Below are 8,310 nucleotides of genomic sequence, written 5' to 3'. Positions count from 1 at the left end.
GTGCGGGGCTCCTGCGATTTCTAGCTGACAAGCGGCCAACAAACCCTTCTCTCAAGTTCCCCAGAAGCTCTACTAGCTTAGCTTTAGGGTTGGCTCTCCAGGATCTGGACAAGGGGGAACGACCGCTCCCACCCAAATTAGATCCTCTAACCCATCAACTAGTTATCCAACTATTTATTAATGTCCTCTGGGCGTTGGGGCAGACTCTCTCCTGAGGATCCCTGGGGACGAATGAGCTCGATCGGCAGGCCATCGGGATCGGCGATGAACGCCACTTCATAGACCTGGCCCCCAATTTGCTGGAGCTGGGGCGGCAGCAGCAGGGTAAGGGGCACTTGCGCTCGCAAATGTTCTAGGTAGTTGGCCAGGGATCCCCATTCGGGGCCCACCTCAAAAGCGGGGTGATAGTAGCCCACATAGTGGGGATCCCCAAAGGGATCCGGGGCAGGATGGGGCTGCGGCACTTGCATCAGCTCCAAACGCCCCCAGGGGCCGCGCATCCAGCAGGCCAGCGTGATCCCGGCAGTAAAGCGTTCTTCCACCGCAAAGCCCAGCCCCTCGTAAAAAGCGATGGAGCGGAAGATATCGGCGGTGCGAATGGAAAAATGGTGTAGTTTCATCGTCCTGCAAAGCAGCCAGATGGGGCCAGACCGCTCGGATCATCGCCGATGACGGCTGGTCAAGCGCAGGTAGACTTGCTACGCTCCAGAAAAGTAGGCTGTCTATCTTAAGCACCTCTTGCAGTGTATGCTGGCCCGCCCAATCCTTGGGGCGGGAAATGCGACAACCTAAGCCGATTGCTGCCAACCTCAATTATGCCTAAGCTGGTCATTGTCGAATCTCCCACCAAAGCCCGTACCATCCGTGGGTTCTTGCCTGCGGGGTATGAGGTTCAGGCCTCGATGGGACATGTGCGGGATCTCCCCGATTCGGCATCTGAAATTCCAGAAGAATTGAAAGGAGAAGAGTGGAGCCGCCTGGGGGTCAATGTCCACGCCGACTTCGAGCCCCTCTACGTCATCCCCAAGGACAAAAGAAAGGTGGTCAAGGAGCTGAAGGAAGCGCTCAAGAAGGCGGACGAGCTGATCCTGGCCACCGACGAAGACCGCGAAGGGGAAAGCATTAGCTGGCACTTGCAGCAGGTGCTGCAACCCAAAGTGCCCACCCGCCGCATGGTGTTCCACGAGATTACCCGCGAGGCCATTCAGGAGGCGCTGCAAAACTGCCGTGAGGTGGATGAACAACTGGTGCGTGCCCAGGAGACCCGCCGCATCTTGGATCGCCTGGTGGGCTATACCCTGTCGCCGCTGCTGTGGAAAAAAATTGCCCCCAAACTCTCGGCAGGGCGGGTGCAGTCGGTGGCGGTCAAGCTTTTGGTGGATCGAGAGCGGGAGCGGCGCGCCTTCAGAAAAGCCTCCTACTGGGATCTCAAAGCGGAGCTGCAGCCCAAAACGACCGTCGCCGGCCAGCAGGCTGTCTTTCCAGCAGAGCTGGTGAGCTTGGGTGGCAAACGCCTGGCCAATGGGCAAGACTTCGATCCCAGCACCGGCCAGCTCATTGCCGGGCGGGATGTGGTGTTGTTGGATCAGGCCCAGGCCGAGGCCCTGCGGGATCGCTTGCTGGGAAAAGCCTGGATCGTCAGCTCTGTGGAAGAGCGCCCCTCCACCCGCAAACCTGCCCCTCCCTTTACCACCTCCACCCTGCAGCAGGAGGCCAACCGCAAGCTGCACCTGTCGGCCCAGCAGACGATGCGCATTGCCCAAAAGCTCTACGAAGAGGGCTACATCACCTACATGCGCACCGATTCGGTCCACCTGTCGGAGCAGGCCATCCGCGCTGCCCGCGCCTGCGTGGAGTCGATGTACGGCAGAGAATATCTCAGCCCCGAGCCCCGTCAGTACACCACCAAAACCAAAGGGGCGCAAGAAGCCCACGAGGCCATTCGTCCTGCCGGATCGGAGTTTCGCCTGCCCAGCCAAACCCCCCTCTCCGGCCAGGAGCTGGCCCTCTACGACCTGATCTGGAAGCGCACCGTCGCCAGCCAAATGGCCGAGGCGCGGCAAACCCACACCATCGTACTCATCGCCGTAGACGATGCGGTGTTCCGGGCCAGCGGCAAGCGCATCGATTTTCCCGGCTTTTTCCGCGCCTATGTGGAGGGATCCGACGACCCAGAGGCGGCTTTGGAAGATCGGGAAGTGCATCTGCCTCTGTTGCGGCAGGGGGATCCCCTCCGCTGCCAGAAGCTGGAACCCGTTGCCCACGAAACCCAGCCTCCAGCCCGATATACGGAAGCCTCCTTGGTCAAGGTGTTGGAAAGTGAGGGCATTGGCCGCCCCAGCACCTACGCCACCATCTTGAATACGATCATGAGCCGTGGCTACGTCAGGCCGATGGGGAATGCCCTCGTGCCCACCTACACAGCTTTTGCAGTCACCGAGCTGCTGGAAAAATACTTTCCCAACCTGGTGAATACCCGCTTCACTGCCGAGATGGAGCAAACGCTGGACGACATTGCTTCTGGACAGGCGGAGTGGTTGCCCTATTTGCGCCATTTCTTCTTGGGCGAGCAGGGTCTTGAGGGACAGGTAAAGGCCCGCGAGTTGGAAATTGACTCCAGCCTGGCCCGCTCCATCCATCTGGAGAACCTGCCTGTCAAGATCGGCATTGGCCCCTATGGCCCCTATGTAGCAGTTGAAACTGAGTCTGGAGAGGTGCGCGCCAACTTGCCGGAGGATATTCCCCCCGCCGATCTGAGCCCAGAACACATTGCGGAGCTAATCCAGCGGAAGCAAGAAGGCCCCAAGCCCATTGCCTTTCACCCGGAAACCCAGGAGCCAATCTATGTGATCCCGCAGGGCCCCTACGGCCCCTATGTGCAATTGGGAGAAGTTTCTGAGGACAACAAAAAACCCAAGCGCACCTCCCTGCCCAAAGGGTTGAAACCGGATCAGGTCACGCCAGAGATTGCCTTGGGGTTGCTGAGCTTGCCTCGCACCTTGGGGGAACACCCGGAATCGGGGAAAAAGGTGCAGGCCGGTATTGGCCGCTTCGGCCCCTACGTAGTCTGTGATGGCGATTTCCGCTCTCTGCCCGCCGAGGAGGATGTGCTGACCATCAGCCTGGAGCGGGCGCTGGAGCTGCTGGCCCAGCCCAAGAAAAGCCGTGGGCGCGCCTCGGCCAAGCCGCTGCGGGAGCTGGGATCCCATCCTGAGGATGGTGAGCCGGTTCATCTGCACGACGGTCCCTATGGGCTGTATGTCAAACATGGCAAGGTCAATGCCTCTTTGCCCAAAGGGATCCCTGCCGAAGCGGTTACCCTGGAAATGGCCCTGCAGGTGCTGGCTGAAAAAGAAGTCTCTTCTGCAGAGGTCAAGGGGAAAAGCCGCTCGACCGGCAAAGCGGGCTCCTCGGTCAGTAAAACCCAAGCCAAAACTGCCTCCAGCAGCCCTACAGCCCAGCAGGCCGGAAATGCTGTGCCGCAGAAGCGGCGTAAAGCACAAACCACTTCCACCGGCGGCGGGATGGCCAAAGAGCCGCAAGCCCAAGCGAATGGGTCAGCTCAGGTTGGATCCCGTCCCACCATTGTGAAGATCACCCCCAAAGCCCCCGCCTGAGGTCAGCTTCTTGGGGTGCGATGGCCCAAGGTCGCCTGCTCAAGGTGACTCAGGGATCGGCTATGTAGCAGCTTTGCTGACGAAACAACTGCTTCAAGGGCCGCAAGCAGCGGCCACGGCGGCTTCCTGATTGGCAATGCACCCGCATCGCTTCTGCAAACGGCAAGGGATCCTGCTGCTGGCGCTTGGGAATCTGGGCGTGTTCCAGCTCACTGCAGTAGCAGTAGGCAGGATGGCGACGATGGGGGTGTGCAAGGGACACGGGAGTAAATGAGAGTTGGAGTCGGGGCCAACAGCCTTCAGCTCAACGTTATCACCTGGGTGCCGGGGAAGTAGTGATTGAGAATTTGCGGCGCCGTGTAGCCCTGCTCGGCCAAGCCGCGGGATCCCCACTGACACAGTCCCACCCCATGGCCGGCCCCACGATAGGTGAAAAGGTACACTTCCTGCTGGCCGGGCTTTGGTTGGAGACGTTCCCACGTGAAGCGGTTGCTGGGGAGGATCCCCCAACCCAGGGTTTGGCCAAGGCGCAGCACAAACTCTTGGCCGGTCAACAGTTGGGATCCAACGCGGATGCGCAGGGGGCGACCCCAGGGATCCGACTGCACAATCTCCAGATCGCCGTTGCCGAAGGCTGGCTCCAACTCCCGTCGGCTGAGCCGGACGCTGTGAGGGCCATAGAAGGGAGAGGCGCGACACCCGTCACAGATCACCCCTTGTAGGTAGGGGCGGGCGGGTGGGGCAAAAATATCCTGATTGGCGCTGGTGTGGCCCCCACAGGTGGAGTGAAACAGAACCTCTATCGGCTGGCCGGCATGGGTTAGGATCTGCCCTCGGGTTGCCCGCACCGCAGCAGTGGTCGCCGCCGTCTCATAGGCCAGGCCACCATAGAACTGGTGGGCGGTGGAGTCTTGCAATGGCCTTATCGGGGCAGAGGGCCATTCTCTTCTGGGGCCGGGGCACAGATGGGGAACGGCCAAGGTACGGGCCAAGATGGCTTGCGCCTGCAAGGCGGCAGCTGGCCAGTCGGCGGGCATTTCGCTGGGCACCAAAGCCAGCAGATAGTCTTCCAACTTCACCCAATTCACCAGATGCAGGCGACCTAAACCCTTGGGACGAATCTGTACCCAGCCCCGATAGCGACGCTCCTCCCCTGCGAGGGAGCGCAGAGCTCCCCCCTGTAGCCAAAGGGATCCCTGGTAGCGACGAGGCTGTCCCGGCCCGGTCAGAAGGAGCTCTTGGCGGCGCACCTGTAACTTCCAGGTGCCTGTTGGAAAAGGCTGCTGATTTAAAAAAAAGGGCCCATCAGCTCCAACTCGGCCAAGGGATCCGCACTCCAGCGGCTGAACAGCTCCACGGCCAGCCAATCTCCGCGCCCGGACGTTTGGGCCTGCCGAGAGCCTCCCCAAACAGCCCACAGGGATCCCAGCACCATCGCCCCCAACTGTCGTCGCCGCATAGGCCCCATCCGGGCATCCTCTATCGATAGACCATTCCCCCAGAAATACTGTCAAGATGAGCTGGCCAGCAAGGGATCGTATCCCAGTTGCTGGGTAAGCCGGGCGCGGGCCAATTCCCGATATTCCCAAAAGTGTTCTCCTGCGGCGCAGAGGCCCAAATACAAGTTCAGCAGGCTCGGTTTCTGTCGCCAAATCGTCCATAGCTGCCGCCAAAATTGGGCGCGGATTTCGGGATGAAGGATCCCTTGCCGCCAGATGAGTTGTAGAAGCAGGTGGATCCCTTTGCGAAGGGGCAGCTTCATCATTTGCCGTCGGCCATCTTTGATGCCGATATTCAGGCACTGTTGCAGGCAGCGAGATAAATATCGCGCAGGATCATACAGTTTCCAAAAACTTTCCAGATACTCTCGGGCAATCTCCGATAGAGAACGGGTGGGAATGAAATTCATCAGCGTATTTTGATCGCCGAACTCAGTCACGCCGATCCCTTCCAGCAACCGTTCCTCTTTCTTCAAGCGATTCCAGAGCTGTGTGTTTGGCAAAGCCTGTAAAATGCCCAGCATTGGCTGAGGAATACCGGTTTGCTCGACAAAAGCCTGAATGCGCTCCCCTGCTCCTGGCCGCTCTCCATCAAAGCCCAGAATAAACCCAGCATAGATCAGCAGTCCAGCATCGTTGATCTTGCGACAGGCCTCCACCAAAGGGTGGCGGGTATTCTGGAGCTTTTGGGTCATCTGTAAGCTGTCTTGGTCTGGAGTCTCAATGCCCAAAAAGACAGCATAGAAACCCGCCTCTACCATTAACCTCATCAGTTCTTCATCTTCGGCCAGGTTAACCGAAGCCTCTGTCATAAAGGTAAATGGGTAATTGCGCTCCTGGCTCCAAGGGATCAGCTCTCGCAAAAATCGCTTGACGTTGCGCTGATTGCCGATAAAATTGTCATCCACCACAAATACCGAACCCCGCCAACCCAAGTCATAGAGAGCTTGCAGCTCGGCTAGCATTTGACTTGGCTCTTTGGTTCTCGGCTTGCGTCCGTAAAGAGAGATGATGTCGCAAAACTCGCAATTGAAGGGGCAACCTCGTGAAAACTGGACTGACATCATGAAGTATTGATCCATACGCAGCAGATCAAACCTTGGCAAAGGACTTTGGGTTACATCCGGTTTTTCCGCAGCCCGAAAAATGCCCGACTCTTGCCCAGCTTCTAGAGCCTTGACAAAGGCCGGTATGGTCACTTCCCCTTCATCCAAAACCAAATAGTGAGCACCAGATTCCAGGGCATCCTGTGGCACAGAAGTTGGATAGGGTCCGCCCACCGCTACTTTTTTGCCCAACTGCACCGCTTTGCGAATGAGGGCGTGGAAATCCTGCTTCTGCACCAACATGGCTGACAAGATCACCAGATCGCACCACTGCCAATCGGCTTCTGTTTCATCAGCTACATTGCGATCCACAAAGCGAATCTCCCAGTGTTGGGGCAGCAAAGCAGCAACGGTGATCAAGCCAAGAGGTGGCATTAGCGCTTTTAGCCCCACCATCTCAATGGTGCGATTGTAAGACCAGAATGATTGAGGAAAACGCGGATAGAGCAGCAACGCCTTCATACCAACCAGCTCCTGAGTTGCAGATCGACCAACTTGATCCCCTACTGGTTTCCTATCGATTTGCTAGGCTTAGATAAAGCAGCCACAGATCAAACGCCTGCTCGCAATATCCTGCTGATGTTAGCCATTGGCAGATCTTGTGCAGGCTATCTGTGGAGAATCCTATGGTTCTGCGGCAAAAACTTAGCGGGCAGGGCCAATGGAGTAAAGCTTATCGGGATCCCTTAAAGTTGGTTTTGGTTATCGTCGGGCTGAGTGTTGACGTTCCCCTAGCGTACCCCCTGCAATCTTGAACCAAACCCTGCCCTCTCACGGCTGGGGACGAAGTCAGTTCGGCGCACCTTGCTCAAAAACCTGCTGAACCAAGCCACTGACGATGGAAAGTACAATCGCGCCGACGAACGCCCAACCGAAGTTATCGATATTGAAAGCGTTCCCGGCCAGCTTATCGGCAATGGCTAGACAAATGCCGTTCAAAATCAGCCAAAACAAACCCAGGGTAAGAACCGTAATCGGCAGGGTGATCAGCCGGAGAATCGGCCTAACCAAACCATTGACCAGACCAATGGCCAGAGCCGCCACCAAAGCACCCCCGAATCCAGAGACGTGGATTCCGGGCAAAAGCCAAGCCAGGATCATTACACTCAAGGCTGACATCAGCCAGGTGGCCAAAAGAGTTGCCATGCTCCCTCCTCTGCCCTGATGGGGCCGCGATTTTGCCCTCTATGCTAGCTGATCTCCTCAGGGGTCCCTTGCGCAGAAACCTCTTCAGGGCTGTAAGTTTGCAGGGCCAAAGCATGAATGCTCCGCCCCATGTGTTCCGCCAGAGCGGCATACACCAGGCGATGTCGCTGTAGGGTCGTTTTGCCGACAAACGAAGGCGACACTACTTGAACTCGGTAGTGCCCTCCTGTCCCGCCCCCGTGGCCGATGTGAAGGTGGGACTCATCCTCCACCTGCACATGAAGAGCCTGCAGCTTCTCCATCAGGTGCTGCCGAAGGTAGTCGGGGGTAAGCATGGCAACCCCTCTGGATGAGATGGGATCCCTTAAGATTGAGCCGTGGCCTTAGCAAAGGCTGCCTCGACCAGCGGACGCAGCTCGTTGCGGGCGTGCATCTCTTGGATGATGTCGCAACCGCCCACAAACTCCCCATCAATATAAATCTGCGGGATAGTAGGCCAGTTGGAAAACTCTTTAATCCCCTGGCGGATCTCAGGATCCTCGAGTACGTTAATCGCCGTGTAGGGGAAGCCCAAACTATCCAGCACACGAACGGCGGCATAGGAAAACCCACATTGGGGCATTTCCGGGGTGCCCTTCATGTAGATGAGCACCTTGTGGGTGCGGATTTGCTCACGGATTTTCTCTTCCAAAAGGGGATCCAGCATGGTGTTCAGCCACTATAGCGACAACAGTCGATAGGCAAACTGGCATCCTATCGAGATCTCATTTTCGTCTACTTTTAACATGCTCGACACTTTTCCCACGGTTGGGCCGAGAGATTCTCTCATAGACTCTGTTCTACGGACGCCACCAGCAAGCCCCATTGCCCAGGGCTGGCCCAAGCCCCCAACCTATCCAGGCAGCGACCCCAGGATCCATGTTAATTTCTACACCAACATGG

Annotated in this window: 9 protein-coding genes; 1 reads left to right on the top strand and 8 read right to left on the bottom strand. The window is 57.7% G+C overall.

Features of this window, described 5'->3' with window-relative positions; genetic code table 11:
• Window positions 1–170 precede the first annotated feature (170 nt).
• A complete protein-coding gene (locus NW815_RS11195; RefSeq protein ID WP_414342591.1) occupies window positions 171–620 on the bottom strand; it encodes a VOC family protein in 450 nt (149 codons plus the stop codon).
• A gap of 195 nt (window positions 621–815) precedes the next feature.
• Here NW815_RS11195 and topA point away from each other — a divergent pair, with 195 nt between their 5' ends.
• On the top strand, window positions 816–3,617 hold the full coding sequence (gene topA / locus NW815_RS11190; RefSeq protein WP_414416016.1) for a type I DNA topoisomerase: 2,802 nt from the start codon (window positions 816–818) through the stop codon (window positions 3,615–3,617).
• 49 nt (window positions 3,618–3,666) lie between these two features.
• Here topA and NW815_RS11185 read toward each other — a convergent pair whose 3' ends face one another.
• From NW815_RS11185 to grxD, 7 genes are all read right to left on the bottom strand, one after another.
• Window positions 3,667–3,879 carry a hypothetical protein gene (locus NW815_RS11185; protein ID WP_414387924.1) on the bottom strand — a complete coding sequence of 71 codons (213 nt, stop codon included), beginning with the start codon at window positions 3,877–3,879 and terminating at the stop codon, window positions 3,667–3,669.
• 37 nt (window positions 3,880–3,916) lie between these two features.
• Entirely contained in the window at window positions 3,917–4,867 is a 951-nt protein-coding gene (locus NW815_RS11180) for a SpoIID/LytB domain-containing protein (protein WP_414416015.1), read from the bottom strand.
• A 38-nt stretch (window positions 4,868–4,905) separates the two neighbouring features.
• Entirely contained in the window at window positions 4,906–5,085 is a 180-nt protein-coding gene (locus NW815_RS11175; RefSeq protein WP_414416014.1) for a hypothetical protein, read from the bottom strand.
• 42 nt (window positions 5,086–5,127) lie between these two features.
• Window positions 5,128–6,684 (bottom strand): B12-binding domain-containing radical SAM protein, encoded by a 1,557-nt coding sequence (locus NW815_RS11170; protein WP_414389570.1) that lies wholly within the window; start codon window positions 6,682–6,684, stop codon window positions 5,128–5,130.
• A 327-nt stretch (window positions 6,685–7,011) separates the two neighbouring features.
• Window positions 7,012–7,368, bottom strand: coding sequence for a phage holin family protein (locus NW815_RS11165; RefSeq protein ID WP_414389567.1), 357 nt, complete (start codon window positions 7,366–7,368; stop codon window positions 7,012–7,014).
• 44 nt (window positions 7,369–7,412) lie between these two features.
• Entirely contained in the window at window positions 7,413–7,703 is a 291-nt protein-coding gene (locus NW815_RS11160) for a BolA family protein (protein ID WP_414389566.1), read from the bottom strand.
• 29 nt (window positions 7,704–7,732) lie between these two features.
• The gene (grxD, locus tag NW815_RS11155) at window positions 7,733–8,071 is read right to left on the bottom strand and encodes a Grx4 family monothiol glutaredoxin (protein ID WP_041437553.1); all 339 of its coding nucleotides are present in this window, start codon (window positions 8,069–8,071) and stop codon (window positions 7,733–7,735) included.
• Between the last annotated feature and the right edge of the window lie 239 nt (window positions 8,072–8,310).

Origin of the sequence: Synechococcus sp. R6-7 (assembly GCF_047461695.1) — a bacterium.
GTDB lineage: Bacteria > Cyanobacteriota > Cyanobacteriia > Thermostichales > Thermostichaceae > Thermostichus.
Note: the sequence above shows the minus strand (reverse complement) of the source record. Positions and strands in the feature narration are given on the sequence as shown.

Coding starts and splice junctions, on each gene's coding strand:
- NW815_RS11195 (WP_414342591.1), bottom strand. CDS start 620: ATGAAACTACACCATTTTTCCATTCGCACCGCCGATATCTTCCGCTCC.
- topA (WP_414416016.1), top strand. CDS start 816: ATGCCTAAGCTGGTCATTGTCGAATCTCCCACCAAAGCCCGTACCATC.
- NW815_RS11175 (WP_414416014.1), bottom strand. CDS start 5,085: ATGGGGCCTATGCGGCGACGACAGTTGGGGGCGATGGTGCTGGGATCC.
- NW815_RS11170 (WP_414389570.1), bottom strand. CDS start 6,684: ATGAAGGCGTTGCTGCTCTATCCGCGTTTTCCTCAATCATTCTGGTCT.
- NW815_RS11165 (WP_414389567.1), bottom strand. CDS start 7,368: ATGGCAACTCTTTTGGCCACCTGGCTGATGTCAGCCTTGAGTGTAATG.
- NW815_RS11160 (WP_414389566.1), bottom strand. CDS start 7,703: ATGCTTACCCCCGACTACCTTCGGCAGCACCTGATGGAGAAGCTGCAG.